Genomic DNA, 26295 nt, shown 5'->3' with positions numbered 1-26295 from the left:
TTTTTTGATTGCTTCATCTTCGTCACTCCCTTTGATCGTTCTTCCCTTTATTTTAATATAAAGTCTCTCAGAAGAAACCTAAAAGGCTTTGGGAGTAATCGTTGTTGCTTCTGCTTTAAAATTTAACAGTTAAATTGGTTACATCATGGAACAACGAACCAATTAATTCTTTGTATTTCGCTGGATTCACACAATTAGTTAGCAATATGACCCCTGTTTTCATATCTTTTGAAAATAAAGCTAGGGCTTGTTGACCCGCTTCAACGCCATGTAAGCGTAAATAATTATCATGAACATAGATGCCGCCATGATAAGAACTTTTCTGAGAAGACGCCCATAGTTTTTGCAAAAGTGCGGTGGAAACTAAATGTCCACTCGTTAATTGATGTAAGTACCAATACAAATCACCTGTTGTCATATCCACATTACCAGTCCCAAATTCATGGGCAAAACTAGCGGCGGGGATTGAAAGCACTTGGTTATACGAATTGTCTTCTGTCCATTTATAACTTGTTGAATTATTGGGTTGTTCCAATAAGGTTTCATAGAAGCCAAAATTTTTTAAACCAGCCGTTTTGTGATAAAAATTATTGAATAATTCTTGATAGGTACGTTGATACATTTTCTCTAACATTCCTGCTAAAAGGACAAAATTTACTGGGGAATAATTGTATTTTCCTTTATTGACTTGAATGGTGTTTTGTTTAACAAATTGAATAATTTCTTCATCGGTAACAATATTATTAGGAATTGCAGATAACTTCAAACCGCTTATCATATTCAACATATCGCTAATCGTAATGTCGCTAGCACCTTGTACTTGCGGATAAAACGTAGCGAGTTTTGTATCTAATGTGAGTTTACCTTCTTCAATCGCTTTTAAGATCAAGGTTGTGGTAAAGGATTTTTGAATTGAGCCAATCTGAAACCTTGTGTTCGGCGTGTTGGCTTGTTGCTTTTCAAAATTGGCAAAGCCGTATCCTTTATTTACTAAAATCTGATCATCTTTAATAATCAAAGCAGAACCAATATAATTTGTTTCTTGAATTTTTTGATCAAGTTCGCCACTATCTGGTGCAACTATTTCTTTCGTTAAATTCGCATAATTATCACTTCGACGATCTTCTTCCAAAACCACTTTAGATTCTTGACTAACTTGTGAATCTCTAGTGAAAAAGAACGTTTTTATTAAATAACCACTACCAGCAATCACCACCAACAAACATACTATAAAAAGCCAATTCACTCCTCCATGTCTTTTCTTTGCATGTCGTTTACGCATACCGCATACCTCCGCCTATTCTATTAACAGCATTATCATACGCTATATTTTCATGAAAATTACAGATTTTAGTAAAATTTATAAAACTTTCAACTTTTATAAAAAACAGCTTGGCACCAGAATCAATCTAAATTCTGGTGCCAAGCTGTTTTTTATTTATTTTCTTGTCCCATCACAGCAAAGTAATTATCATCATTATCTGCAAAATTAAAAACTAAGCCTGTTGGCAATTGAACCATTTCACCGACAGTAACCCCGACTTCTTGCATTTTTTTATAGAGACCAATGATATCATCGCTAGCAAACATTAGAGAAGGGGTATTCCCCGCCACTTCTGGTGAATGTTTTTGAATAAAGGCCAAATCATATAAAACAATAATCGTCTCTGCTGATTCACTTGGCGCAATTTCTACCACCAATGTGCCGTCAATTTCCTCTCTTTCCTTTTCAACAAAGCCAAACGTTTGCCAAAATTGACTAGATTCCTCAACATTATTCACATATAACATAATCTTTACTTGGTTTGAAAACATTCGTTCACGTCCTTTTGAATTTAGTTAACAACTTATTATATACGTTCTTTTAAATAATTACTGCACTTTCGCTTAAAACCCCAAAAAAAGTGTTTGAGCAAGACATTGCTCAAACACTTTTCGTTTTATTGATTTAGATATTTGCATCTAAGACAACGTCGCGATCATTTAAGACATCACGGTCTAATTCATGAATACGAGCACTCGTTAACACGCCTGCAACCATACTGTCGTTAACGTTAACAGCGGTCCGCGCCATGTCAATAAGTGGTTCAACCGAAATTACTAAACCAACAATTGCAACTGGCAAGTTCATTGCGCCTAAAACGATTAGAGAAGCAAAGGTTGCTCCGCCGCCGACACCGGCTACTCCAAATGAACTGATTGTGACAACTGCCACTAACATTAAAATAAATTGTAAACTAAAGACATCAATTCCAACAGTTGGTGCAACGATTGTTGCTAACATAGCTGGATAAACGCCGGCACAACCATTTTGTCCAATAGATAAACCGAAACTACCAGCAAAGTTTGCTGTGGCATCATCGACACCTAATGCTTTGGTTTGTGTTTCAATATTTAATGGTAAAGCTCCTGCACTTGAGCGAGAAGTAAAAGCAAAGCTCAAGACTGGAAAAACTTTTTTTAGATACGTAACTGGATTGACTTTTAAAGTAATTAAAATCAACATGTGAATGGCAAAAACAATAATTAAGGCCACATACGATGCCAACACAAATTTACCTAAGTTAATAATCGCAACAAAATCACTTGTTGCTACAACATTAATCATTAACGCTAACACGCCATAAGGGGTCAAGCGTAAAACTAAGGTAACAATTCGCATGGTAATTTTATATAAACTATCAATTAAATTTGCAAAAAATTCAGCTTCTTTTGGTGCTTTACGACGAACGCCTAAATAAGCGACACCAACAAACGCAGCAAAGATTACCACTCCAATGGTACTCATTGGACGTGTTCCCGCAAAGTCAGCAAAGACATTTTTAGGAATAAATGAAACGATTTGTTGTGGAATCGTCAAATCTTGAATCGCATCTTGGCGCGTAGCTAACTCGGCAATTCTTGACGTTTCTGCAGCACCTTGCGTGAATTTTGCCCCTTGAAGACCAAACGCTAAGGTTGTTCCAATCCCCACCAAGGCAGCTACCGCTGTTGTTCCTAGTAAGGTGGCTAACACATTAAAGCTAATTTTTCCTAATTTATTGGATTCTTTCATTTTTGTAAATGCACCTACGATAGATACAAATACTAACGGAATTACGAGCATCTGTAAAAACGCTACATAACCATTACCTACAATCCCGATCCATTCCATTGATTGCGTAGTAATTTTACTGTCTGTACCAAAAGCAAATTGAATAATTGCACCTAAAACAATCCCCACGCCCAATGCTGAAAAGACACGTGTTGAGAATTTTAAATGTTTCTTTTGCATTTGGTAGAAACCGAATAACACAGCAATAAATGCAAGGATCACTAATACAGTGATGAATGTTGTCATTTTAGTTCCTCCCTATGTTTTTAATGACAAGTACATCAAAGGAAGTAAAGGTTCCCGGTACTCACTCTCCAGTAAATACCCTGAAAACAGCAGGCTGTTTCCAGTGATAGTTCTATTGTACCTTATTTTATAGCAAATAGTGGGACAATTTGCTTACTTTTTGATAGAAAATAACCGTTGTGATAGTTTAAAACTATCACCAAGCGTTGTTTTACTAGTCACTGTAAAAATAAATTGTTTTTTGTGCTCTTTCTTTTAATCTGACGTGGTATACTTATTCTCAGGAGGTGTAAGCGTATGCAAAAAATTTGTTGGATCCTTTCTGTCAACCGTGATGGAGCGACGTTGTTTGTGGGGAGCCCTGCAAATGGAGGTCCTTGGCTCTTTTCAAATAAAGAGCAGCAGAACATCAAAGCATTTTTTCAACCAACCTATGAAATTGACTTTATCAGTTATGATGTTCTTTCAGAGGAAGTACCAGAAGCTGAGTTTATTTTGTACAATGAAATGCTCGCTCCCTATCTTCCCGAAAAAATCACCAAAGTTGGACAGCCGATTGCTTATATTGATATCGCTACAAAAAATTATGAACAGTTTAAAAAGGCTTTGGTTGCTAAACCTTCACAAGAATAAAAACAGCGTTTGTAACGGAATCCGTTACAAACGCTGTTTTTAAAGTTTAAGCTTCTTCTGATTGTTGAAAATTCAATTGAACACCTGGACGATCCAGAGCAATTTCAGTTACTTCATAAGATAAACGTTCGACGATGCTAAATAAAGGACGTACAAGTTCATCGACTTCTTCTTGCGAAATATCTTCTTGTTTTTCAATTTTACGATCAATAATGTGATTAATTTGACTAATTGCCCCTGATAAAACAAATTCGTCAAAGACAATTCGAAATTCTAAGCGAGCAACAAGTGCTGAGCTATTTTCTGGATAATTTTCTTCTTCTACTTCAATTGGTGAAAAACTAACACGTAAATCTGTCTCTACTTCTGAATCAGGTACTCGCATATCATAATGATACGCTTCAACAATTTCTTGTTGGCGTTTAATTTCCATTGTTTTTTCTCTCCTTTTTTAACAAGATATTCCCCTTTTAGAATATCCAATGGTTTCTTTTCTCAAGTATACCACAAGTCCGAAAGTTGCCTAGACCAAAAAACACAGAAGGTCAGACTTTTTTGATAAATTGATTTTGACATTTTGAACAAGTGATTTTGATTGTTCCTCGTCCTTTCGGCGCACGTAATGACTGCTGGCATTTTGGACATTTAAAATAACGATACTCTTTCTGAGTCATGTGTCGCTTGCGAAAAGCATGAACCTTTTGTATTAGGCGTTGTTTTCGAAGAATAAACCGTTGATTTTCATTCAATCGTGGATGAATATGTTTTGAAAAAAAGCGATAATACACGTAGGCGACTGTGATTAAAATCAATAACCGAACCCAAAGATAGCCAGTAAAAATATTGATGAGCGCCAGCACGACACTTGTTAGCAACAGCGTTCGATTCAATTCATCGAACCGTGCATAACGTCCTTGTAAAAATCGTTGCGCTTTTTTGCGCCAACGTAGAATGCGTTCAAACCAAATTTGGCTCATTTATCTTCCTTCTTTCGAGCATTATTTTTTGAATAAATGATTGATTTACAGAAACTTTCAATCAAAATTTACACTTACTAAGTCCAAATTTTGAACAACTGTTGGTTATTTTCGATGGTATACTTCTAGAGAAGTCAGGTCAACCGATGAATGACTTCGTTGATAATAGCTACCGCTATTTTATACAAACTTAAACTGTCGATGGATAGATTATCCGATTTTAACTTAGGGGAAGGTTAAAATCCGATTCTATAATTTAGCACTACACTCCTTTATTTAGTAGCAACTTTAGCCTATCTATCCACATTTTAAGTCAAAAAGAAGCAAGTCCGGACTTGCTTCTTTTTATTTATCTTTCTAATTCTTCAATTTTCTTCTCAATTAACGCCAAGACATATTGACACGCTTCAGGATCTTCGACAAAATCATATTTATCGCCATCAATTTGAATTTTAGGACTTTCATCATAGTCTTCGTACCATTGATCATAACGCTCGTTCAACATTTGATAGTAATCATACAACGTTGGATCTGTCTCAATTTGTTCATAAGGACGGCCACGTTTTTTGATGCGTTCCAACATTTTGGGAAATGAAATACGAATGTGAACTAACAAATCAGGTCTTTTTTTATGCGCAGCATAAGGCAATTCTTGGAGCATGTTTTGTAATAAGTCATCGTACACTTTGACCTCTGTTTCGTTGGCACGACCTAAATCTGCATTTAAATGAAAAAGTAATGAATCTTCATAAATCGAGCGGTCCAATACATTATTTTCATGTGTTAATGCTTGTTTAATACTATCAAAACGTTTATTTAAAAAATAAATTTGTAATAAAAACGCGTACTTTTCCGGTTCCGCATAAAATAAAGGTAATACCTCATTATCATCAACTGATTCGTAAAAGGCTTCTGAACCTAAACGGTTTGCAATTAAAGCTGTTAAACTAGATTTACCAGCGCCAATCGTACCTGCTAAAACAATCACTGCCATCGAACTCCCTACCTATTTTTTTCCATTTTATTTTTTATCTTCAACCAATTAAACATACCAAAAATTGAGTTAAAAGTATACATACAATACATAACAAATATCGCATAATCACCACCAGCGTGCGTCCCTGCTCGGAACCATAACAAAATTGAAAAAATATTTCCTAGTAACCAAAACACGAATTGCGATTGATAACGTTTAATCATCAATAACATCCCTGTCGCTGAAACACTGAACGTGATTGCATCTAAGGTTTGTTGCGCATCATTTACAAAACCTAACAAAATATATGCAGCTACGCCAATGAGCAACCACGTGAAAAAGGCATACAACCACTGAATACCTTTTAAAACTTTTACTTCGGTTACTTGACCTGAGCCATCTTCGCTAGCCCGAAGCCAAGCATAAAGCCCTGTAATGTCCATAATAATATAGAAGCTTTGTAAAAGAACTTCCGCATATACCCGTGTCACTAACCCAAAATAACCAATAATCACTGCACTGATTAACCCAAAAATGTAATTGCTGACTTTTCCTTGGGCAATTAAATTCACACAAATGATGCCGGCTAAACCACCTACTAACGTAATCCAATTCGATGGATTGATAGCAAACGCAATCAACTGTACCCCCACCATCAAAGCTAAAAACAAGTAACTTCTCGTTTCCCAACCTTTAAAATCATTCACCAAAAAATTCTTATTCACGACAAATTTCCGACCTTCCTAAAACCAAACTTTTATCTGTTGACGTCTCAATAAGAGTACTCCGTTTTAAAAAACAAGTCAATCAGATTTTGGAAGAAAAAGAAGATTTTAATACTATATATTGATTAAAAAAACAAAATAACACTACATATAGTTACATTAACAGCTTTCTCATATCCTCAATTGCCACAATATTCTTTTCATCTTGTTTTAATATTTTACGTATTCATAAATTTGTTTTCATATAATTGCTCCTTCAACAGAACTCTTTAAGACGGTAGCGCTCCGATACTAGGGACTAAGTTTAATGTTGCGAAAGCAACCGCAAATATTTATGCTTCAAACACAGTCATCGTTCACTCTTTTTATTAAAATGCTTAAAAATTGATAGACTTATTTCTCGAATCTGGCCACTTATTATATGAAAACTTTAGCCTAAAAAAGCAAAAAAAAGACGATTCACCTAAATAATCGACCTACAAACAATTTTCTTTCATTTGTAGGTCGATTATTTTTATTAGGTTTGAGACGGATGTTTCGCCATCCCTAGTTTCCCTTTACTGCTCATCTCTATCTATTTTTTTACTGTTTGCCAACAGCTCTTTGTCTGAAAGCACTATCCGTCCTTTTGTACTTTGTTCAAAGCTGTAAGCTTGCTCAAATAACGTTTGCTCTTTATTAGCAGTTTGTGTAAAAGTAAGCCCATAAGGTTGTCCTTCGCTGTTCGCTGCCAAAGGAACAGTCAATTCAGGATATCCTGCCACGGCACTTAAGCCCGTACCTTCAGAATCAATAAAAGCATATCCGTCTAATTGTTGTTTTTTTAGCAACGCATCAAACGTTTGCTGTGCTTTTTTAATGGTTGCTTGAATGACTTCTTTATCTGGTTGTTTCTTTTTAACATCTGCTTCTAATAAATCTTGCCCATACTTGGCACGAACCTTTTTATCTTGTTGATTATACGCAATTAGTTCCTCCAGTGTTTTAAATGGCAAATCATAACGTTTCGCAAATTCTTCCAATGCAAACTTAAATTCATTGGAAATAACTTCCCCGCCGTCAATACCTTCCATGTCTGGCGTTATCGGAATCACTTCTGCTCCAGCTTTTTGGAGGGCCTTTTTAGCAGTCGCAAATTCTTCTTCAGCACTTGGCATTTCTAGCAACCCAATTCGTTGACCTTGTAAGTTATTCTTAGCAAATTTCGTAGAATCAATGCTCGGAACCGTGTCTTTCTTAAACGTATTATAGCCTTGCGCAGCATCAACGACACTTCGGGCAATCGGGCCAACTGTATCTAAGGACGGTGCCAATGGCAAAACACCTTCACCACTTACTGAACTGTGGGTCGGTTTAAAACCAACCACTGATTGATGAGAAGCGGGGGAAACAATCGATCCCATCGTCTCAGTGCCTAAAGAGAAGGCGCCGATATTCATCGTCACACTAGCCGCACTCCCAGAACTTGAACCTGAAGGTGTTATTTTGAGCGGCCCATAAGGATTAAGTGTTTGTCCATGTTTGGAACTATAGCCACTTGGTGCTTTCATTGACATATAATTCGCTAGTTCAGATAAGTTTACTTTTCCTAAAATCAAAGCTTGCGCCTCTGTTAACTTCTTAACTACTTCCGCATCTTCCTTAGGCGTGAATGAGCGTAAGGCATAAGCTCCTGCACTCGAAATCATGTTGGTCGTATTTATATTTTCTTTCAAAGTCACAGGAATACCATACAAAGGCTTCTTCGGTGTTTGAGAGGCTTGCTGGTCAAATGCCTTTGCTTCCTTAATTGCTTGCGGATTGATTTCAGAGATACTATTCATCCCATTATCTATTTGATCGAACTGTAAAATACGGTCCAAATAAAACGTCGTAAGTTCTTCATAGGTCAATGCTCCGTTGGCAATCGCTTGCTGTAATTCAGTGATATTTTTTTCAATAATCAACGGTGCTTTGGTACGAGCTTTTTGTACATCCGTTTCTTTTAACTGGTCTTCAATCGTTTTAACGATTCTCTCTTGATTGTACATCGCTGGGGTTTCTGCCTCAGGAGTGAACTTTTTGAGTATAAACCAATAAGCTGCAGCGCCTATTATGACTAACAAAACAGCAATTATTCCAATTACTTTAAAAAATTTAGACATTTTTATCCTCCTATACCATTTAAAGATTATCTTACTATGTTTATTTTTGCATGACAACTAACAGTTTTGTTCGTTAAAAAGATAAAATAGAGAGTAGGACATCCGTCAAAATGACCGATGCCCTACTCTCTAACGATTAAGATAGTTCGCTAAATACGTTTATTTAGCCTTTTGTGAAAGTTAAATACTGAGAATTTATTGTGTAATTCGTGTGCCACTTTCCCCTTTGATTGCTTCCGAAGCTAATTCTAAAAGCCCGATAATCGCCTGGCGATTTGGTTTACTTTCTGCAAAACTGATGGCCGCTTCCACCTTAGGTAGCATACTGCCTGGTGCAAATTGATTTTCTTCGACATATTGTTGCATTGCCGTAACCGTAACATCGGTCAATGCTTGTTGATTTGTTTGACCAAAGTTAACAAAAACATGTTCCACTGCAGTTAATACCACAAAAATATCCGCTTCAATGAGTTCAGCCATTTTAGCTGCGGCAAAGTCTTTATCAATGACTGCATCGACACCATGATAGACTGGACCATCATAGGCAATAGGAACCCCGCCACCACCACAAGCAATTACGATTTGCCCTGCTTCAACAAGTGCTCGCAAGCTAACTTTTTCGTAAATATCGACTGGTTTTGGTGAAGGAACTACCCGTCGCCAGCCTCGACCCGCATCTTCTTGATAGACATTTCCCGTTTCCGCCATCAACTGTTTGGCTGTTTCTTCGTCATAATAACCACCAATCGGTTTTGTTGGTTTTGTAAACGCTGGGTCTTTTGGATCTACCACGACTTGTGTAATTAACGTAACAACTGGTTGTTCCCCTAAATTTCTGGCTACTAGTTCTTCATCAATTGCTTGTTGTAAATGATAGCCAATATAGCCTTGGCTCATTGCTGTGCATTCAGGAAACGGCACGACATCTTCTGGAGATTGACTCGTTTCCTCAAAAGCTAAGCGAATTTTGCCAACTTGTGGCCCGTTGCCATGAGCAATCACCACTTGATGGCCTTGTTCAATTAAATCAACAATGGATTTTGCAGCTGTTTGTGCTTTTGCCAATTGTTCTTTAGAAGAATTTCCTAGCGCATTTCCACCTAATGCAATCACTATTTTTGACATTTGTTTCCCTCCTAGCGCTTTGGTTCTTGTTGTGTGATACAGTGAATATTGCCGCCCCCATAAACAACTTCTACCGTATTAACGCCGACAATTTTTTTATCTGGGAACATTGTTTGAACTTGCTCTAAAGCCAAACGATCATTTTCATCACCATACTGTGGCACAATCACGCCATCATTTGTAATTAAAAAGTTCATATAGGATGCGATACAAATATCGCCGTCTTCTCGTGGCATGGTTCCTTCCACGAAATCAATTTTGAAGGAGCCTTTAATGGTCACATTTTTGACAGGGCAGCATAATTTGTGGACTTTTAATTGGCGTCCTTTAGCGTCAGTCATTTTGAGCAAACGTTGATACGCATCTTGTGCCGCTTCATAAAATGGGCTATTTTGATCTTCGGTATAAATACAAGCCACTTCACCAGGTGCAATAAAACAAGCTACATCATCCACGTGACCATTGGTTTCTTCTGGGTCAATTCCATCACCTAGCCAAAGAACTTTTTCAACATTTAAATAGTCGCATAATTTTTGTTCGATTGCTTCTTTTGAAAGTTGTGGATTTCGACCTTCACTTAATAAGCACATTTCTGTAGTCAAGACTGTTCCTTGACCATCTACGTGGAATGAACCGCCTTCTAAAACAAAATCATCTGTACGATAAGAATCTACATGCTCAATTTCACAAATTTTTTGTGCAACCAAATCGTCCTGGTCCCAAGGGAAATATAAACCATCTACTAATCCCCCCCAAGCATTGAATGTCCAATCCACACCACGGATTTCTCCATGATCGTTAATGACAAATGATGGTCCACAATCACGGACCCAGGCATCATTGTTTGACATTTCGTAAACCGTAATTTCTGGCGGCAATTGGCGCCGGCAATTTTGAAATTGTTGTTGAGAAACCACCACATTCATCGGTGTAAACTGACTAATTGCTTTGGCCACATTAGTAAAAGCTTCTTGGACAGGTTTACCACCATCACGCCAATTATCCGGTCTTTCTGGCCAAATCATCCAAACTTTCTCTTGTGGTTCAAATTCTCCTGGCATTCTAAAGCCATCTTGTTTAGGGGTACTTCCTACAATTCGTTTAGCCATTTTCTTTCGTTCCCTTCTTAATTTTTTTCACGTAAATAATTACTTCACCAAACAGAATAAAAATGATTGCCCCAATTGTGATTGGTAATTTTTCATTTAATGCTGCGGGACTAAAATCTAAAGGCACTGCTGTGAAAATCAGTGAAATAATAATCATAATCATTGGTAAAACCACTAAAACTTTTAAAAATCCTGGTTTTCCGTTAACTTTAAACGGACGTGGTGTATCGGGATCAATTTTTCTAAGCTTATAAAAAGCTGGGAAAACTGGGATATACGATAACAAGAATAGGACGACATTCAAGGAGAAAAAGGCCCAGAATAAATCTTGATTAGGTAAAATTGGTGCCAGTACAATGACAATCGATGCCACAATGCCATTCATCAAAGCTGCTCCAATTGGCATGTCATTTTTCTTACTACGTTTTTCAAAAAATTTAGGCATGTCACCATTTTCAGCAGCATAACAAGCTGTATTATTGACTCCTAATGACCAAGAAATCATGTTGCCGAACAACGTAAGAAGGAAGAGGAAAGCCATCAACATAATGAACCAACCTTCTGTCGAACCTGTTAATAGTTTAAAACTATCCATCATACCACTGCCGGTACTAATTTGATCGGTGGGAATCGCTACCCCAATTCCAAAGGCTGAAAAAATATAAATGGCAGCAATGACTAACCCCGCTGCTATAATAGCTTGTGGAATTTGCTTCTTAGGATTTTCCATATCATCTGCAAATGTACAGATTACTTCAAACCCTAACAAATTAAAAATGATTACAGAAATAAAAGATAAACTCCTTAAGTCAAACGTTGGCAGCATCGATTTCAAGGTAAATTCATTGGCCACACCTTTCGTCAAGGCTACATACAATCCTAACCCACCAATTAAGACCGCTAAAACCATCTTGATTACCGCAGCTCCATTTAGAATCCAGATACTGTCGCTAACTGGATAAAAACTAATCCAAACCACAATCCAAGTAAAAATTAATTCAATAATAATCATCATCGGTGTTGAAAACTTAATACCTGTAATTGTCGTTAATAGTTCTGGCGTCATAACGGCTAACGAAGCTAGCCACAATGGATAATTAATCCAATAATACCAAGAAACTCTGGCACCCCAACGATGACCATATGCTTTGGTCACCCAATCATAGATGCCTCCTTCACCAATATAAGTTGTTCCTAATTCTGATGAAATTAACCCATATGGCAATAGGAATGCAATTAATAAGAAAATCCACCAAAAAAACTGAGAATTACCAATTGCAGCAACAGGCGCCGCTGCTTCAGCAACGAAAACCACACAGATGACTGATAAAATGGCACTCGTTAAACTAAATTTCTTTTTCCCCTCCATGAAGACTCTTCCTCTCTTTATAAACTGTCCACTGATTCAATTTTTAAATCAGTGGACAGTTGACCGTTAAATGCTTCGAGTATCTAAGAAAACTTCTAGTTCTTTTTTCGCTTCTGCTTGCTTGATTAAATCATAAGGATTTTTTGCTTCATAATCATTCATAAGATATACTAATAAGCCACGAATAGATGTTAAACGGTTTTCTGCTTCATCGAAACAAATAGAATTTTTACCGTCAATTACTTCATCAGTTACTTCTTCCCCACGTGTCGCTGGTAAACAGTGCATGAATTTACAATTGGCACCTGCCCGATCCATCATTTCTTGATTCACTTGATATTTTGGATAGAAAACCTTCATACGTTCTTCTTCAGATAATTCCGCTTCGTACAAGCCATACCAAACATCCGTGTACAAGAAATCAGCGCCTTCAACAGAACTTGCATCATCTGTGACCAAAAAGCTACCGCCTGAAACTTCACAATTTTTTGCTAATTTCGCTTGATGCTCTTCATTTAATTGGAAACCTTCTGGACCGAAGTGAACAAAATTCATGCCCATTTTTGTTGTGATTAATCCTAAAGAAAAACAAACTTGTGTCGCATCCCCGACAAAGACAACTTTACAATCTTCTAATTTTTTGCCTTCTGGTAAATGCTCAACCATGGTACACAAATCACCTAATTCTTGGGTTGGATGATTGTAATCAGACATACCATTAATGACTGGGATGGTAGCACAATTAGCTAAATCAACAATACTATGGTGACGTTCCACACGAGCCATCAAAATATCTACTAAACGTGACAATACACGGCTGGTATCTTCAATCGTTTCATGTCCCCCTAATTGAATTTGACCAGGTGCTAAATATTCGCCATGTCCACCTAATTGTTCCATTGCAGTTTCAAAAGATACTCGTGTTCTAGTTGATGATTGTTGGAAAATCATTCCTAAAGATTTGTTTTTTAACAGTTGCGGATAATACCCATTTTTAATCGCTTCTTTAATTTTTAATGATAAATCGACTAAGTAGTGCATTTCCTCTTTCGTATATGTTTCTGTTGTAACGTAATCTCTTTTCATGATGTGTTCCTCCTAAAAGTTGTTTTTGTTTACACATCGACTTTACCAAGTTTAGCGAAGAGTTTACTATCCGCCAAAAGTTAGAAAACGCTTTCTTTTTTGGCGTGATTTTTCATTAAAAAAAGTTTATTTATGGTTATAAACCGTTGGTACACCAGGGGTTTATAAAAGTTTAGGCGGATTTCTCTCTAATTTCTGACCAATCATAGATTTGAAAATGGTATAATTATTTTGAAAAATCATTTACTTAAAACAAAAGATGAAAGGGGTTTCCAATCGTGACATTTGTTTTTATTTATAACATCTTGTTGATTATTTTATATTCGTTTACTTCAACCTTCACCTTAAATCTTTACTTGAGAAATAAACAACCGATTTTTTTATTGCTTCTCTTTTTAATGGTTATTTTTATTTGTGACAATGTGATTGTTTATATGACTGAGTTCATTAATTCGTTTGCAACCGAATATAATCAGACCTTTATGACCGCACCTTTTTTAAAGACTATCATTTTTATTTGTTGTAATTTTGCCTACCTGGCCATTATCAAGACCATTAGTGGTTGCCGTTTCAAAAATTATCAATTTGTCTGGTTATTTTTAATTGGCTTATGGATGTTAGCTATTCCATTTTCACAAAATTCCGCCTTAAAAGTTTGGTTGTACTATTTACCCAATCAATTATTTTTAATTTACCTTGGATGCTATGCCCTCTATCAATTACGAACAGATCCTCTATCAGCCCTTGCAAAAAAATATCTTCGTTTTATTGGTTGGCTAAGCATTGGTTTCGGTGTGGCAATTCTTTTGGAAGATACCTTCGTTATTTTTAACATTGACCAATATTCTGATATTGTCTTTAAAATTAACAACCGAAACGTCTCTGAAGATATTTATACGATCATTCTCTCCATCGCCATTATCTACTTCTGTAATCGTGATTTTCCTCTTTCGGTGCTTGAAAAAGACGCTGCTAAATTGGAAGAAAATCAATCAGATGAACCCGTACTTTTGGCGCCTTTTTGTGATGCCTATCAATTAACGCAACGAGAACGAGAAGTACTTTCGTTACTTTTAGAGTGCAAAACAAATCAAGATATAGCCAACGAACTATTCCTATCAATCGGGACAGTAAAAACACATATCCACAATATTTTCGTTAAATTAGAAGTAAACAAAAGAGCAGAAGTTTTTGTCAGTTATCAACTTTTTTCTCAACAACAAACAGAACATTTAGCGAGATAATCAAAAAGGAAGCCTCTCCGTGATCGGTGGCTTCCTTTTTGATTATCTATTTTCTTGTACTTGTCGAACTCTCTTTTCAATTTCTTGAAAGTTAATAATTTTAGCTTGGCGATGAATTTCTTTTCCTTCATAGTATAAGATAATCGTCGGTGCAGAAAAAGCATTTAATTGTCCAATTATTTCTGGACTTTTATCAACTTCTGCGATGTATGTAGGAAATTCATATTTTGTTGCAATTTTTTCGACAATCGGTTTATCAACTGTACAAACACTACAATTTTTTGCTGTCAAAAAGACGGCTTGTAGACGATTGTCTGTAATTTTTTCTTCTAATTCTTCTAATGTTGTTACATATTCCACTGAATAGCCCTCCTTGTCTTTTGTCTAAAATAACAGATTTACTAGCAAAAGAACAACTTATTTGTTTAGCTAAGAATACTTTAACAAAAAAGTTGCCACCCATTTCATTAATGGAAGACAACTTTTTACTGATAACCGTTTATTTATTAAAAATTTTAGGCCCTTTGCGCATGTTTTTACGATCATTTTTTGGGGTTTCCATTTTTTTAGAACGGCCACCACCTTGTTTCTTTTTAATTAATTCTAACATTTTTTCTTTTTCATTCATTTAATCCACCGCCTTTGTTAATAACGTGACAGATTCAATGTGGGTCGTTTGTGGGAAATTATCCACTGGTTGAATTTCTTTTGCTTCATAACCGCCTTCTGTTAATAATGCAATGTCACGAGCGAGTGTGGCTGGATTACAGCTGACATAAACAATTCGTTCAGGTTGCGTTTCAATTAATGTGTTTACTAATTGACCATCTAACCCTTTCCGTGGTGGATCCACCACCACAACATCTGGTTTCAAGCCATTTTCAACTAATTTTGGCAATAATTCTTCCGCTAAACCAGCCGTGAAAGTGGCATTCTCAATGTTGTTTAATTTAGCATTATTTTCTGCATCTTTGACCGCTTCTTCAATTACTTCAATACCGTAAACTTGCTTTGCATCTTGGGCTAAAGTTAAGCCAATCGTCCCAATCCCGCAATAGGCATCCACCACAATTTCATTGCCTGTTAAAGCCGCATACTCTTTGACTTTTTGATACATCACTTCAGTTTGTTGGGGATTTACTTGATAAAATGAACGCGCAGAAATTTCAAATTTCAAATCAAAAATAGTATCTGTAATTTTTTCAGACCCATGCAATAAGATGGTTTCGTCGCCAAATATGACATTGGTTCGTTTGGGATTAACATTTTGTACAATGCTGACTACTTCCGGAATAGCTTCTAAAATATCTGGCACGATTTTACTAATTGGGAATAATTTCGGTGTTCTCGTAATTAGAACAACCATCATCTCCCCAGTATGATAGCCACGACGAACGACAATATGCCGTAAGTTCCCTGTATTATCAGATTCGTTATAAGGTTTTACGCTATATTTACGCATAATGTCACGGATTTTAACAATTGCTGCATCAATTTCTGGGTCTTGAATATAGAAATGTTCCATCGGAATTAAATCATGACTATTTTTCCGGAAAAAACCTGTTTGTAATTGGTTGTCAATTTTACGTACGGGAATTTGTGCTTTGTTCCGGTAATGCCACGGATCGTTCATCCCAATTGTTGGTAAAACAGGGACTTCTGGCAATTTAGCGACACGTTGCATAACATTTTCTACTTGTTGCGTTTTAAATGATAGTTGGGCGCCGTACGCTAAATGTTGCAACGGACTGATCCCGACTTTTGTAAAATTTTCATCTTTCACGGGAACACGCTGTTCACTGCTTTTTAGGACAGTCAATACTTTCCCATAGCCAAAACTTTTACCTGTTTTTAAGACTTTGATTTCAAGTTTTTCACCTGGTAAGGCATTTTCAATAAACAATGGATAATGGTCCACTTTTGCCACGCCTAAACCTTCATGCGTCAAGTCAATGATTTCTACTTCAATGACGTCATTTTTCTTTACTGGATAATTTTTCATAAGTCGCTCCTTCTTTTTATACACTTCACTCATTCTAATGAAAATACCTAAGAAAAGCAACAACGAATTTTCATGGCGATTTAGCAATTCCGTTTGAGCTTTTTGGGTAAATAAAAAAATGAGACCCTTTCCCTTAGTCAAAAAATAGCCAATGAAAGATCTTATCAACTAAATCTTTCATTAGCTATTCACGGACTACCTAGTGCTTTTCTTTTTCAGCAATCTTTCCATCGCCATCAATATCTTCGTCTGTTAGTCGTTCAACTTCTTTGACAAATTCTTTGCTAGCTTCGCTATATGCTTCTTCCTCTTCGTCTTCTGATTCTACGACAATCTCATCGCTACCAGTTAAAACTGAACCCATAATCGCATTGGAGGGTAGTGCATCACCATTTGCAAAAATTTCAATGTGTTGATGCATATTTTTAAAGGTCATTGGAGCATCGCCACCATATTCACCATCTAAATTAATCATCATTTTATTGTTCTTTTCTAACGTTTCTGCATGTAAATAGCTGGTTTTTGTATAGATTAGTCGATGATCTTCAACATGCTTGCCACCATTTAACATTAACGCAACTAAATGAAGAATCTCAAAAATATTGGCTGTTTTTACAATAATTAATGAAAACTTACCATCATCTAATTTAGCGTCTGGTACGATTTGCTCAAAACCGCCCACCGAGTTAGTCAGCCCTAGGAAAAACATTGATGCGTTGCCTTCATAGACACCTTCATCATACGTCATACGCATTTTTATCGGCTTCACTCGCGGCAACATCTCGGCTCCTTTGGCTAAATAAGCTAAGTAACCAAAAATACTTTTCAACTCTGACGGAACTTCATAAGTCAGTTCTGTTAAATGACCACCCGCCGCAATATTGATAAAATAATTTTTGCCAGCTTGGCCAATATCCATTTTGACAGTCTGATTTTTTTTAATCACTTCCGCTGCTTTAACGATATTATCACGAGGAATCTTCAAGGCCCGTGCATAGTCATTCGTCGTTCCAGCAGGAATAATGGCCATTTTAGGGCGCCGCTTCAACGGAGCAATCCCATTCACAACTTCATTAATGGTCCCATCTCCACCTGCTGCTACTAGTAAATCAAATCCTGCACGCGCAGCACGATGCGCTTCATTACGCGCTGAATTTTCTTCTGGTGTGGTCGCAAATGCACTGGCTTCATAGCCACATTCTTCTAAAATAGACAAAATATCGGCTAAGTTCTTTTTAACTAACTCTTTTCCTGACGTTGGATTATAAATCACTCTAGCTTTTTTCATGGTTCGCCTGCTACTTTCTTATCGTTTTGAAAGCTCTTCTTGCAATAACTTGTTTACCACACCTGGGTTTGCTTGTCCACGAGTTGCTTTCATAATTTGTCCAACAAGGAAACCAACTGCACGGTCTTTTCCGTTTTTAAAGTCATCAATTGATTGTTGGTTGTTGTCTAATACTTCGTTAATCATTGGTAATAATTGCGCTGGATCAGATAATTGAACAAGGCCTTTTGCTTCGACAACTTCTTTAGCATCTCCGCCGTTTTCAATTAACTCTTTGAACACTTTCTTCGCAATTTTCGAGCTGATTGTGCCATCATTAATCAAAGTAATCATACCCGCTAGATTTTCTGGTGTTAGTTTAGTATCGGCTAATTCAACTTTTTCACTGTTTAAGTAAGCAGAAACTTCACCCATTAACCAGTTCGATGCTTGTTTCGCATCTGCACCGTTTGCTAAAGTTGCTTCAAAGAAATCTGACATTTCTTTCGTTAAGGTCAAGACCATTGCATCGTATTCAGGTAAACCTAATTCACTGATATAACGGGCACGACGTGAGGCTGGCATTTCTGGCAAACTAGCACGAACTTTTTCAATCCATTCATCATCAATTGAAAAACGAGGAACATCTGGCTCTGGGAAGTAACGGTAGTCACTTGAGCCTTCTTTAACACGCATAAGCAACGTTGTACTAGTTGCTTCATCAAAGCGGCGTGTTTCTTGTTGAATTTCGCCACCAGATAATAGGACTTTGGCTTGACGTTTTTCTTCATAAGCTAAACCTTTTTTTACAAAGTTCATGGAGTTCAAGTTCTTTAATTCGGCTTTGGTACCAAATTCTTCTTGACCATATGGGCGTAAAGAAATATTGGCATCACAACGCATAGAACCTTCTTCCATTTTCACATCAGAAACTTCTGTAAATTGGATAATTGAACGCAACGCTTCTAAATAAGCATAAGCTTCTTCTGGTGAACGCATGTCTGCTTCAGAAACGATTTCAATTAAAGGCGTGCCTTGACGATTCAAATCTACATAAGAATAGCCATCTGTGCCGTGAATATTTTTCCCAGCATCTTCTTCTAAATGCACGCGTTCAATGCGAATTTTTTTCTTTTTCCCTTCCACTTCAATTTCAATCCAACCATCATGTCCGATTGGTTGATCAAATTGAGAAATTTGGTACGCTTTGGGATTATCTGGGTAGAAATAGTTTTTACGGTCAAAATGTGTTTCTTTTGAAATTTCACAGTTCAACGCAAGTGCTGCTTTCATGCCAAATTCTAAAGCACCTTTATTCATGACCGGTAAAACACCTGGGTAACTCCAGTCAACCACATTTGTGTTGCTGTTTGGTTCTGCTCCGAAATGTGCTGGCGCAGAGGAGAAAATTTTAGAGTTGGTTTTTAATTCTACGTGGACTTCTAATCCAATGACAGTTTCAAAGTTCATTAATCGTTCCCCCCTAAAATGACTGGTTTTTTCGTATGGAAATCTGTCGCTTGTTCAAAAGCATAGGCTGCTTTATACATTGTATGTTCGTCAAAATGTTTTCCAATAATTTGTAAACCAACTGGCAAGCCTTCTGAGAAGCCTGCTGGAATTGACATACCTGGTAACCCAGCTAAGTTGACAGGAACAGTTAAAATATCATACATATACATTGTGATTGGGTCATTGATATTTTCACCCAAACCAAAAGCAACGGTTGGCGTTGAAGGACCAATAATTAAGTCATAATCCGCAAAGACGTTATCAAAATCTTGTTTGATAAGCGTACGAACTTGGCCAGCCTTTTTAAAGTGTGCATCATAATAACCGGCACTTAACGAGAATGTTCCTAACATAATCCGACGTTTGACTTCAGTACCAAAGCCTTCGGAACGCGAATTAACATAGACATCTTCTAGATTTTGGACATTTTCGGAACGGTAACCATAACGAATGCCATCAAAGCGTTGTAAGTTTGAACTTGCTTCTGAAGAGGCAATAATATAGTAAGCGGCAATCCCATATTTAGAATGTGGTAAGCTAACTTCTTCCACTGTTGCGCCTAAAGCTTTGAATGTTTCTGCAGCTTTTAATACCGCTTCGCGAACATCTGGGTGTACTCCTTCACCTAAGTATTCTTTTGGTAAAGCAATTTTCATCCCTTTAATCTCACCTGTTAAGCCTTCTGTGAAATCAGGAACAGAAACGCCCGCAGAAGTACCATCTTTTTCATCGTATCCACTGATTGCATTTAACGCTAGCGCATTGTCTTTGACATTACGTGTCAACGGACCAATTTGATCTAAACTTGAAGCAAAAGCAATCAAACCAAAACGAGAGACACGTCCATAGGTTGGTTTCAAGCCCACAATACCATTGAATGCGGCTGGTTGCCGAATACTACCACCTGTATCAGTTCCTAGAGAAACTGGGACTTGTCCGGCTGCGACAGCAGAAGCTGAACCACCAGAAGAACCACCAGGGACTTTGGTTTGATCCCAAGCATTTTTGGTTTTCTTAAAGTAAGACGTTTCCGTACTACCGCCCATGGCAAATTCGTCCATGTTCAATTTCCCGACTGGAATCATATCTGCTTGATAGACTTTATCCATCACGGTCGCATCATAAATTGGGTCAAAATTGTGTAACATTTTTGAGCCAGCTGTTGTTAAAATATCTTTTGTGACAATGTTGTCTTTAATCCCGATTGGAATTCCGGCTAAGGGATTACTTTCCGTAATGCCTTTTAAGTCAATCGCTTTTGCTAGTTCCATGGCTTTTTCTTCACTCACTGTGATAAAAGAACCTAGTTGTTCTTCTGTATCTTGAATACGATTTAATGTTTCTTTGGTTAAGTCAACTGCGGTGATTTCTTTTGAAACCAATAAATCATGTAACTCTGTTAACGATTTGTCGTATAATTTTTCCATTAGGCTCCTGCCTCCCCGTTATCCATAATTGCAGGCACTTTAATGTAACCATTTTCTGATTCAGGAACATTCCGCATTAATTCTTTACGATCCATTCCTGGTGTCGCTACGTCTTCACGCATGACATTGATTGATTCATTCACGTTTGAAGTAAAAGGAACCCCTGTTGTATCTACTTCTTCTAATAATTCCACCATATCAATAATTTTATCTAGTTGATTGGTAAAGTCCGCTAATTCTTCTTCGGAGAAAGATAATTTTGATAATTTAGCGACATGTTTGACTTGTTCTTCTGTAATTGCCATAGATACCCTTCTTTCTATCATTTACTGAAATTTTCATTTTCAGATTAATCAATTGGATTGTATTTCTTTAAACAGCTTAGCACAGCTGTTCACTCTGTTCCCATTCTACCATAAAATGGTCGGATATTTTAGATGAAACCTTGAATTTCATTGATAATTTGTCGCTCGCAAAAATGACGGAAATATGTTATTATGAAAATGAAAAGAGAGATATGCAGGAACATACCTCTCTAGTAGCCATTACCAGTTATAAGAACTGGTGGCTTACTGAGTTACTATTTTTATTTCAACTGCGTAACCGTTCAGCTCGTCAAAGCTTATGAACGGTTATTTTTGTTGTCTGAGACAAGCGCAAGGATACTGAAGATAATGGTTACAACAAGTGTTGCAAAACCAATCATCAGTCCTAACGCTGCTTCAACGGACAAAAATATTGCTCCTTTCATTAAGGTAAGAAGAATTGAGCATACGCATCAACCTCCTTTCTCAACTCAGAAAGTCCTCGTTCAGATAACTTTTATGACTAAAATAAGTATACCATCAAATTACTACATAAAATCTGACAACGTTAATTTTTCTTCTTAAAAATGACTTGCATCTAACGCATCGACCATTTCTTGTTCATTCCAAACGGTCACGCCTAAGCTTTCAGCTTTGGTTAATTTACTGCCAGCATCTTCGCCAGCAACCACAATGTCAGTTTTTTTCGAAACACTGCCTGTAACTTTTCCACCAAGATTTTCAATTTTTTCTTTGGCTTCTTCGCGGGTGTACTGCGTTAATTTCCCTGTTAAAACAACTGTTTTGTCTTTGAAAGGTGACTCCACTTCTGCTAATTGCTCTGTCCGGAGACCTTTATATGTCAAGTTCACTTGGGCTTTTTCCAGTTCAGCCATTAGTTCATGAACTTCCTCATTTTCAAAATACGTTACGACGCTGTCTGCGATTGTTTCGCCAATTGAATCCAAAGCCACAATTTCTTCCGCAGTTGCTCGACTTAAGGTTGGTAAATCACCAAAATGCTCCGCTAAAATTTTCGCCGCTTTCGCACCCACATGGCGAATCCCTAAGCCAAAAATCAAACGTTCGACAGAGTTTTCTTTGCTCTCTTGAATGGCGATATAAATGTTGTTTGCTGATTTTTCTTTGATTTTATCCAAAGTCATTAACTGTTCTTCTGTTAAGAAATACAGATCCGCTACATCTTTCACTAATCCTTTGTCATACATTTGTGCTAACACTCGTGGCCCCAAGCCATCAATGTTCATTGCGTTTCGTGAGACAAAGTGATTCAGCCCTTCTTTAATTTGCGCAGGGCATTTAGGATTAATACAACGTAACGCCACTTCCTCATCTAAATGCACCAACTCACTATGACAAATCGGACAATGTGTCGGCATTTCATAAGGCTGACTATCGGCTGCACGTTTTTCAACTAGGACTTGCGCTACTTCTGGGATAATATCGCCGGCTTTGTAAATAATAACATGATCATTTAAACGGATATCTTTCATTTGAATAAAATCTGCATTATGCAAACTTGCTCGACTAACCGTAGTTCCCGCGACTCGTACAGGAGCCATCACCGCAGTAGGAGTGACCACCCCCGTTCGCCCAATTGTCCATTCAATATCTTCCACTATTGTCTCTGCTTCTTCTGGTGGAAATTTATAGGCAATCGCCCAGCGAGGTGCTTTGACAGTGAAACCTAATTCATCTTGCAACGCAAATTCGTTCACTTTAATCACAATTCCATCGATTTCGTATGGCAAAGTGCTCCGCTTTTCATGGTATTCTTCAATATAGGCCCAAACTTCATCGATTGACTGACATAATTGCCGTTCGGGGTTGGTTCTAAAACCAATTGCAGAAAGCTCTTCTAGTGCCTCAAACTGCGTCTTCGCTTTCATTGGTCCAAAGTCAGCAACTGTGTATAAAAACGTATTTAAGTTCCGTTTCGCCACAATTTTTGTATCTAATTGGCGCAAGCTTCCCGCCGCTGCATTCCGAGGATTGGCAAAAATATCTTGACCATTTTCTTCACGTTCTTCATTCAATGCGACAAAGGATTGTTTAGGCATGTAGCACTCACCACGAACTTCCACTGAAATGGGCTCCGTTAAACGCATTGGTACAGAACGAACCGTTCGTAAGTTCTCTGTAATGTTTTCACCAACCGTTCCATCGCCTCGTGTTGCTCCGCGTACAAACACCCCGTTTTCATAACGTAATGAAATTGCCAAACCATCAATTTTCAACTCACAACAGTAAGCAACGGGTTTACCAATCGCCTTACGAACACGTTCATCAAAAGCAAAAATGTCTTCCTTGCTAAACCCATCATTTAAACTATACATTGGAATGTCATGCGGAGCTTTTTCAAAACCAGATAAAACTTTGCCACCTACCCGTTGTGTCGGCGAATCTGGCGTGATTAAATCAGGAAACTCCGTTTCAATATCGACTAACTCTTTATACAAACGATCGTAAACATAATCTTCTACGGATGGTTGATCTTTGACATAATATTCATGGGAATATTGATTGAGTTGTTTTCTTAATTCTTGCGCACGAGTTGTCGCCGCCGTTAATGTTAATGGTTGTTGTTCCATCGTAGAACTCCTCCTCATAAGTGTAATGCTCCTATCGTCTTTTTAACACATTTACACTAAGATAGAAAATAAAAAGAATTTATCTAATGATGATTTCTCATTAAATCGCTGACCTATTTTGCATGTTAAATTTTTTCAATTGGCGCAAATGCCGCTAACAACCGTTTTATACCTTTTTCTGGGAAAGCAATGTCCAACTCTAAGTCTTTGGCCGAACCGCCTACACGAACGACTGTACCAACGCCCCATGCTTTATGTTGGACCTTATCACCTGCTTGCCAAGAAACTTTTTCGCCACCACTTGCCACTTTGTTGCTAACTGATTTTGTAGCTGGCTGTGTATAAGCTGGTTTACTTGCGTTGGGCTTGAATACTTTAGGATCAAAGGTGCGCGCTGGAGATTTCTGTAAATTGGCCGCCGCCCCTTGTTTCATTAAACGCTCCGCCTCAATTTCTTCTAAAAAGCGACTTGGTCGATTATATTGCGTGCGACCATATAATGTTCTCGAATAAGCATTCGTTAAGAACAAGGCTTCTTCCGCTCGAGTGATACCAACATAAGCCAAACGCCGTTCTTCTTCCAGTTCACTTTCTTCTAACATAGCACGTGATAAAGGGAAAACTCCTTCTTCTAAGCCCATTAAAAAGACCACTGGAAATTCCAGCCCTTTGGCCGCATGCAACGTCATTAAGGTTACTTGTGAAGAGCTCTCTTCTAAATTATCTAAATCAGAAACCAAGGCTAAATCTGTTAAAAAATCCGCCAATTTTGTTTCTTCGCCATTTGGATCGTCGTTATTTTGTGCTTCAAAACGTTTATCAAATTCTTGTGTCACAGATAAAAATTCGTCCAAGTTTTCTAAGCGAGCTTGAGACTCTAGATTATTTTGCGCCATCAAAGCTTCCCGATAACCACTACGTTGTAAAGTTTCTTTCACCAATTCTGTAATCGTTAAATAGGGCACTGTTTTCGTTAAGTCTTGAATCATCATGCCAAAATTACCAAGCTCTTTACCCGCTTTTCCTGAAATATTTGCCAAATCAACATTTTGGGCAGCTTCCAGCAAAGCCCAACCATGTGTATCCGCAAATAGCCGTAATTTTTCAATTGAACTTTTACCAATTCCTCGTTTTGGTTCATTGACAATTCGTTCAAAGCTGATCGAATCGTCTGGATTGGCAATCAAACTTAAATAAGCCAAAATATCTTTAATTTCTTTACGGTCGTAGAATTTATGTCCGCCCACCATGGTATACGGAATATTAGATTTCAAGAGCATTTCTTCCACTACACGGGATTGAGCATTGGTCCGATATAAAACCGCAAAATCACCATAAATTCGGTCATTTTCCCGCATTTCTTTTTGAATTTGGCTCACAATAAATTGTGTTTCATCCCGTTCTGTATCCCCACGATAATAGACAATTTTTTCACCGTCTATATTTTCTGTCCACAGTTCTTTCTCGCGGCGGTTACGGTTATTTTTAATGACATCATTCGCAGCCGCCAAAATGTTTTTGGTGGATCGATAATTTTGTTCTAGCAAAATTACACTGGCATCTGGATAATCTTTTTCAAAATCCAAGATATTTTGCATATCCGCCCCGCGCCAACCATAGATACTTTGGTCGGCATCACCTACGACACACAGATTTTTGAAACGTGCAGCCAATAAATTGACTAGGGTATATTGTGCATGATTGGTATCTTGGTATTCATCCACATGAATATAGTGAAATTTATTTTGGTAGAAAGCTAACGTATCTGGTTGTTCATTGAATAAACGAATCGTATTCATAATCAAATCATCAAAATCCATACATTGGTTTTTGCGTAATTCTTTTTGATAGGCTTCATAGCATTTTGCGACAATTTCTTCATACAAGGAACCTTGCATTTCAGCAACTTTTTCAGGCGTTTGTAATTCATTTTTGGCATTGCTAATCGTACCTAAAATTGAGCGAGGATCATATTTTTTTGAATCAATATTTAAGTCGTTTAAGATGCGTTTCATTAATGTTTTTTGTTCCGATGGGTCAATAATTGTAAAATTACGGTTGTAGCCAATCTGATCAACATCACGACGTAAAATTCTTACACACATGGAGTGAAAAGTGGAGACCCATACATCTTCGCCACCCGTTGCCAGTAATTTATTTACACGCTCTTTCATTTCTTTAGCAGCTTTATTGGTAAACGTAATCGCCAAAATATTCCATGGATTTACTTCTTTTTCCTCAATTAGATAGGCAATTCGGTGTGTTAAAACCCGCGTTTTTCCACTACCAGCACCAGCCATGACCAACAGTGGTCCTTCTGTATGCAAAACGGCTTCTTCTTGTCGAGGATTCATTCCGTGAACCAAGGCATGTTTTTGTGTCATATTAAACGTCCTCTCTCTTTTTTCAATCTTATACAGTATACCAAAAATCCCTTTGAAG

The 26295-nt window shown here is 37.4% G+C and carries 25 protein-coding genes; 3 read left to right on the top strand and 22 right to left on the bottom strand.

Annotated elements, in window-relative coordinates; genetic code table 11:
• Nucleotides 1–115 precede the first annotated feature (115 nt).
• The 3 genes from IGL49_RS02425 to IGL49_RS02415 all read right to left on the bottom strand — a co-directional run bounded on the left by IGL49_RS02425 (nucleotide 116) and on the right by IGL49_RS02415 (nucleotide 3340).
• Complete coding sequence (locus IGL49_RS02425) at nucleotides 116–1282, bottom strand: serine hydrolase domain-containing protein (RefSeq protein WP_104855375.1); 1167 nt, start codon at nucleotides 1280–1282, stop codon at nucleotides 116–118.
• Between the two features lie 152 nt (nucleotides 1283–1434).
• Nucleotides 1435–1815, bottom strand: a complete 381-nt coding sequence (locus tag IGL49_RS02420) for a VOC family protein (protein WP_104855377.1) — start codon at nucleotides 1813–1815, stop codon at nucleotides 1435–1437.
• 133 nt (nucleotides 1816–1948) lie between these two features.
• Complete coding sequence (locus IGL49_RS02415; RefSeq protein WP_002355598.1) at nucleotides 1949–3340, bottom strand: L-cystine transporter; 1392 nt, start codon at nucleotides 3338–3340, stop codon at nucleotides 1949–1951.
• Nucleotides 3341–3637: 297 nt separating this feature from the next.
• Here IGL49_RS02415 and IGL49_RS02410 point away from each other — a divergent pair, with 297 nt between their 5' ends.
• Complete coding sequence (locus tag IGL49_RS02410) at nucleotides 3638–3973, top strand: hypothetical protein (protein ID WP_104855378.1); 336 nt, start codon at nucleotides 3638–3640, stop codon at nucleotides 3971–3973.
• Between the two features lie 46 nt (nucleotides 3974–4019).
• On the opposite strand, the gene IGL49_RS02405 is transcribed toward IGL49_RS02410, so the two are convergent.
• The 9 genes from IGL49_RS02405 to ptcA all read right to left on the bottom strand — a co-directional run bounded on the left by IGL49_RS02405 (nucleotide 4020) and on the right by ptcA (nucleotide 13484).
• Nucleotides 4020–4406, bottom strand: a complete 387-nt coding sequence (locus tag IGL49_RS02405) for a DUF1149 family protein (protein ID WP_002358717.1) — start codon at nucleotides 4404–4406, stop codon at nucleotides 4020–4022.
• A gap of 112 nt (nucleotides 4407–4518) precedes the next feature.
• Nucleotides 4519–4950 (bottom strand): hypothetical protein, encoded by a 432-nt coding sequence (locus IGL49_RS02400; RefSeq protein ID WP_104853970.1) that lies wholly within the window; start codon nucleotides 4948–4950, stop codon nucleotides 4519–4521.
• Nucleotides 4951–5299: 349 nt separating this feature from the next.
• Complete coding sequence (locus IGL49_RS02395) at nucleotides 5300–5944, bottom strand: deoxynucleoside kinase (protein ID WP_002355594.1); 645 nt, start codon at nucleotides 5942–5944, stop codon at nucleotides 5300–5302.
• 8 nt (nucleotides 5945–5952) lie between these two features.
• Entirely contained in the window at nucleotides 5953–6651 is a 699-nt protein-coding gene (gene pnuC / locus IGL49_RS02390; protein ID WP_002355593.1) for a nicotinamide riboside transporter PnuC, read from the bottom strand.
• 557 nt (nucleotides 6652–7208) lie between these two features.
• On the bottom strand, nucleotides 7209–8795 hold the full coding sequence (locus tag IGL49_RS02385) for an amidase family protein (RefSeq protein WP_104853969.1): 1587 nt from the start codon (nucleotides 8793–8795) through the stop codon (nucleotides 7209–7211).
• 195 nt (nucleotides 8796–8990) lie between these two features.
• Nucleotides 8991–9920, bottom strand: a complete 930-nt coding sequence (arcC, locus tag IGL49_RS02380; RefSeq protein WP_104853968.1) for a carbamate kinase — start codon at nucleotides 9918–9920, stop codon at nucleotides 8991–8993.
• An 11-nt stretch (nucleotides 9921–9931) separates the two neighbouring features.
• A complete protein-coding gene (gene aguA, locus IGL49_RS02375) occupies nucleotides 9932–11029 on the bottom strand; it encodes an agmatine deiminase (protein ID WP_002364800.1) in 1098 nt (365 codons plus the stop codon).
• Nucleotides 11022–12398, bottom strand: coding sequence for an APC family permease (locus IGL49_RS02370; protein WP_104853967.1), 1377 nt, complete (start codon nucleotides 12396–12398; stop codon nucleotides 11022–11024). The genes aguA and IGL49_RS02370 overlap by 8 nt, the downstream gene beginning before the upstream one ends.
• A 66-nt stretch (nucleotides 12399–12464) precedes the next feature.
• Nucleotides 12465–13484 (bottom strand): putrescine carbamoyltransferase, encoded by a 1020-nt coding sequence (gene ptcA, locus IGL49_RS02365; protein WP_104853966.1) that lies wholly within the window; start codon nucleotides 13482–13484, stop codon nucleotides 12465–12467.
• Between the two features lie 398 nt (nucleotides 13485–13882).
• Here ptcA and IGL49_RS02360 point away from each other — a divergent pair, with 398 nt between their 5' ends.
• Complete coding sequence (locus IGL49_RS02360; RefSeq protein WP_104853974.1) at nucleotides 13883–14728, top strand: helix-turn-helix domain-containing protein; 846 nt, start codon at nucleotides 13883–13885, stop codon at nucleotides 14726–14728.
• Between the two features lie 42 nt (nucleotides 14729–14770).
• Here IGL49_RS02360 and IGL49_RS02355 read toward each other — a convergent pair whose 3' ends face one another.
• The 8 genes from IGL49_RS02355 to IGL49_RS02320 form a co-directional block, all read right to left on the bottom strand.
• Entirely contained in the window at nucleotides 14771–15088 is a 318-nt protein-coding gene (locus tag IGL49_RS02355) for a thioredoxin family protein (protein ID WP_104853965.1), read from the bottom strand.
• Nucleotides 15089–15227: 139 nt separating this feature from the next.
• Entirely contained in the window at nucleotides 15228–15356 is a 129-nt protein-coding gene (locus tag IGL49_RS02350; protein ID WP_002355577.1) for a hypothetical protein, read from the bottom strand.
• Nucleotides 15357–16730, bottom strand: a complete 1374-nt coding sequence (gene rlmD / locus IGL49_RS02345) for a 23S rRNA (uracil(1939)-C(5))-methyltransferase RlmD (RefSeq protein ID WP_104853964.1) — start codon at nucleotides 16728–16730, stop codon at nucleotides 15357–15359.
• 199 nt (nucleotides 16731–16929) lie between these two features.
• Nucleotides 16930–18018, bottom strand: coding sequence for a diacylglycerol kinase (locus IGL49_RS02340; RefSeq protein WP_104853963.1), 1089 nt, complete (start codon nucleotides 18016–18018; stop codon nucleotides 16930–16932).
• 18 nt (nucleotides 18019–18036) lie between these two features.
• Complete coding sequence (gene gatB, locus IGL49_RS02335) at nucleotides 18037–19467, bottom strand: Asp-tRNA(Asn)/Glu-tRNA(Gln) amidotransferase subunit GatB (RefSeq protein WP_002358703.1); 1431 nt, start codon at nucleotides 19465–19467, stop codon at nucleotides 18037–18039.
• Entirely contained in the window at nucleotides 19467–20936 is a 1470-nt protein-coding gene (gene gatA / locus IGL49_RS02330; protein ID WP_104853962.1) for an Asp-tRNA(Asn)/Glu-tRNA(Gln) amidotransferase subunit GatA, read from the bottom strand. The genes gatB and gatA overlap by 1 nt, the downstream gene beginning before the upstream one ends.
• Nucleotides 20936–21241 (bottom strand): Asp-tRNA(Asn)/Glu-tRNA(Gln) amidotransferase subunit GatC, encoded by a 306-nt coding sequence (gene gatC / locus IGL49_RS02325; protein WP_002355569.1) that lies wholly within the window; start codon nucleotides 21239–21241, stop codon nucleotides 20936–20938. Before gatC ends, gatA begins: the two co-directional genes overlap by 1 nt.
• Before the next feature lie 317 nt (nucleotides 21242–21558).
• The gene (locus tag IGL49_RS02320; RefSeq protein WP_308659094.1) at nucleotides 21559–21645 is read right to left on the bottom strand and encodes a hypothetical protein; all 87 of its coding nucleotides are present in this window, start codon (nucleotides 21643–21645) and stop codon (nucleotides 21559–21561) included.
• On the opposite strand from IGL49_RS02320, the gene IGL49_RS02315 reads away from it, so the two are divergent.
• Nucleotides 21611–21826, top strand: a complete 216-nt coding sequence (locus tag IGL49_RS02315; protein WP_308659093.1) for a hypothetical protein — start codon at nucleotides 21611–21613, stop codon at nucleotides 21824–21826. The genes IGL49_RS02320 and IGL49_RS02315 overlap by 35 nt on opposite strands.
• Here IGL49_RS02315 and ligA read toward each other — a convergent pair.
• Both ligA and pcrA read right to left on the bottom strand, forming a co-directional pair.
• Entirely contained in the window at nucleotides 21823–23853 is a 2031-nt protein-coding gene (gene ligA / locus IGL49_RS02310; RefSeq protein ID WP_104858680.1) for an NAD-dependent DNA ligase LigA, read from the bottom strand. The two genes, IGL49_RS02315 and ligA, sit on opposite strands and share 4 nt — an antisense overlap.
• Nucleotides 23854–23978: 125 nt before the next feature.
• Nucleotides 23979–26237, bottom strand: coding sequence for a DNA helicase PcrA (pcrA, locus tag IGL49_RS02305; protein ID WP_104853960.1), 2259 nt, complete (start codon nucleotides 26235–26237; stop codon nucleotides 23979–23981).
• Nucleotides 26238–26295: the final 58 nt, after the last annotated feature.

The organism is Enterococcus sp. DIV1337a (assembly GCF_051712285.1).
Taxonomy (GTDB): Bacteria; Bacillota; Bacilli; order Lactobacillales; family Enterococcaceae; genus Enterococcus; species Enterococcus faecalis.
The sequence above is the reverse complement of the archived record's forward strand: the minus strand, read 5'-3'. Positions and strand labels throughout refer to the sequence as shown.

Excerpts from the sequence above, each read along its gene's own strand:
- IGL49_RS02425 (WP_104855375.1), bottom strand. The coding sequence starts at position 1,282 with ATGCGTAAACGACATGCAAAGAAAAGACATGGAGGAGTGAATTGGCTT.
- IGL49_RS02420 (WP_104855377.1), bottom strand. The coding sequence starts at position 1,815 with ATGTTTTCAAACCAAGTAAAGATTATGTTATATGTGAATAATGTTGAG.
- IGL49_RS02415 (WP_002355598.1), bottom strand. The coding sequence starts at position 3,340 with ATGACAACATTCATCACTGTATTAGTGATCCTTGCATTTATTGCTGTG.
- IGL49_RS02410 (WP_104855378.1), top strand. The coding sequence starts at position 3,638 with ATGCAAAAAATTTGTTGGATCCTTTCTGTCAACCGTGATGGAGCGACG.
- IGL49_RS02405 (WP_002358717.1), bottom strand. The coding sequence starts at position 4,406 with ATGGAAATTAAACGCCAACAAGAAATTGTTGAAGCGTATCATTATGAT.
- IGL49_RS02400 (WP_104853970.1), bottom strand. The coding sequence starts at position 4,950 with ATGAGCCAAATTTGGTTTGAACGCATTCTACGTTGGCGCAAAAAAGCG.
- IGL49_RS02395 (WP_002355594.1), bottom strand. The coding sequence starts at position 5,944 with ATGGCAGTGATTGTTTTAGCAGGTACGATTGGCGCTGGTAAATCTAGT.
- IGL49_RS02385 (WP_104853969.1), bottom strand. The coding sequence starts at position 8,795 with ATGTCTAAATTTTTTAAAGTAATTGGAATAATTGCTGTTTTGTTAGTC.
- arcC (WP_104853968.1), bottom strand. The coding sequence starts at position 9,920 with ATGTCAAAAATAGTGATTGCATTAGGTGGAAATGCGCTAGGAAATTCT.
- aguA (WP_002364800.1), bottom strand. The coding sequence starts at position 11,029 with ATGGCTAAACGAATTGTAGGAAGTACCCCTAAACAAGATGGCTTTAGA.
- IGL49_RS02370 (WP_104853967.1), bottom strand. The coding sequence starts at position 12,398 with ATGGAGGGGAAAAAGAAATTTAGTTTAACGAGTGCCATTTTATCAGTC.
- ptcA (WP_104853966.1), bottom strand. The coding sequence starts at position 13,484 with ATGAAAAGAGATTACGTTACAACAGAAACATATACGAAAGAGGAAATG.
- IGL49_RS02360 (WP_104853974.1), top strand. The coding sequence starts at position 13,883 with ATGGTTATTTTTATTTGTGACAATGTGATTGTTTATATGACTGAGTTC.
- IGL49_RS02350 (WP_002355577.1), bottom strand. The coding sequence starts at position 15,356 with ATGAATGAAAAAGAAAAAATGTTAGAATTAATTAAAAAGAAACAAGGT.
- rlmD (WP_104853964.1), bottom strand. The coding sequence starts at position 16,730 with ATGAAAAATTATCCAGTAAAGAAAAATGACGTCATTGAAGTAGAAATC.
- IGL49_RS02340 (WP_104853963.1), bottom strand. The coding sequence starts at position 18,018 with ATGAAAAAAGCTAGAGTGATTTATAATCCAACGTCAGGAAAAGAGTTA.
- gatB (WP_002358703.1), bottom strand. The coding sequence starts at position 19,467 with ATGAACTTTGAAACTGTCATTGGATTAGAAGTCCACGTAGAATTAAAA.
- gatA (WP_104853962.1), bottom strand. The coding sequence starts at position 20,936 with ATGGAAAAATTATACGACAAATCGTTAACAGAGTTACATGATTTATTG.
- gatC (WP_002355569.1), bottom strand. The coding sequence starts at position 21,241 with ATGGCAATTACAGAAGAACAAGTCAAACATGTCGCTAAATTATCAAAA.
- IGL49_RS02315 (WP_308659093.1), top strand. The coding sequence starts at position 21,611 with ATGGTTACAACAAGTGTTGCAAAACCAATCATCAGTCCTAACGCTGCT.
- ligA (WP_104858680.1), bottom strand. The coding sequence starts at position 23,853 with ATGGAACAACAACCATTAACATTAACGGCGGCGACAACTCGTGCGCAA.
- pcrA (WP_104853960.1), bottom strand. The coding sequence starts at position 26,237 with ATGACACAAAAACATGCCTTGGTTCACGGAATGAATCCTCGACAAGAA.